The sequence below is a fragment of the Pseudomonas sp. P5_A2_2 genome, assembly GCF_054177685.1.
The window spans coordinates 1-1,246 of the sequence record NZ_JBGCUL010001188.1 but is presented as its reverse complement, the minus strand read 5'-3'; the positions used below and the strand labels follow the sequence as shown (position 1 = coordinate 1,246).

At 59.5% G+C, this 1,246-nt stretch carries 2 protein-coding genes; both read left to right on the top strand.

The features are described from left to right. Window positions 1–790, top strand: a 790-nt coding sequence (locus ACXRVY_RS29965) for an ABC transporter permease (RefSeq protein ID WP_458239066.1), incomplete at its 5' end; no start/stop codon positions are given. Between the two features lie 13 nt (window positions 791–803). Then, on the top strand, window positions 804–1,246 hold a 443-nt coding region (locus tag ACXRVY_RS29960; RefSeq protein WP_458239065.1), incomplete at its 3' end, for a glycine betaine ABC transporter substrate-binding protein.

Below are 1,246 nucleotides of genomic sequence, written 5' to 3'. Positions count from 1 at the left end.
GTCTCAGGTCACGTTCGAGGGGGCATTTATCGGCGTGATCGTTGTCGTTCGCACCGTCATCGAAGGGATTGAAAACCTGCTGGGCTGGCTGCCCTGGACGGTGTCGGCGCTGGCGCTGGTGTTGCTGGCCTGGCGTTCGGCTGGCGTTGCGTTGGCGCTGACCAGCAGCGCGGCGTTGTTGTACATCGGCCTGTTCGGCTTCTGGGAGCGAACCATCGCAACGCTGGCGCTGGTCGGTTCGTCGGTACTGATTGCTCTGGTCATAGGTGTACCCACCGGCATTGTGCTGGCGAAGCGGCCGCTGGTACGACGGCTGCTCACACCTTTGCTGGATGTCATGCAGACGCTGCCAACCTTTGTCTATCTGATTCCGGCCGTGGCGTTCTTCTCGGTGGGCAAGACCCCGGCCGTGATCGCGACGGTGATTTTCGCGCYGGCGCCGATGATCCGTTTGACCTCGTTGGGTATTCAGGAAGTACCGAAGGACGCTGTCGAGGCTGCCGTCGCGCACGGCGCCAGTCCTTGGCAAACCCTGATCAAGGTGCAGTTGCCGCTAGCTCGCCGTTCGCTGTTGCTAGGAATTAACCAGACGATCGTCATGAGCCTGTCGATGGTGGTTGTGGCCGCGCTGATCGGCGCCGGCGGACTGGGTTATGACGTGATGACAGCACTGCGCAATATCAAGGGTGGCGAGGGTGTGCTCGCCGGCGTGGCGATTGTCCTGTGCGCGCTGATCCCTGACCGAATCATTCAATCTAGCTTGCGCAAGCAAGATCACCTGCACAACTGACGTGAGACTTATCATGAAGACACACTTATCGCGCACTGTGGGCGCAGCCGCGCTGCTGGCCTCCCTGATTCTCCCGGCAACCGTGTTGGCCAAGGAAAAGATCGTCATTGGCGAGCAGAACTGGACAGGTGCAATCGCCATTCAGAACATCCTCGCAGAGGTGATCAAAACCCGACTGGACGGCGATGTATCGTACCTGGCCGGGGATGTCGCGGTGCTGTTCAGTGCCGCCGCGAAAGGCGATGGCTCGGTTGATGTGTTGACCGACATCTGGCTGCCCAACCAGTCGGCTGCCTGGAACAAGTACGTCACGGGTGGCCCCCGTTCACTGGTGCCAAACGTCAAGCCTTATGCGGGCGAACAAGGGTTCTATATCCCCGGGTATTTGCAGGACAAATACGGCGTTAAATCCATCTACGACCTGAAAAAGCCTGAAGTGGCCAAGCTGTTTGAGCC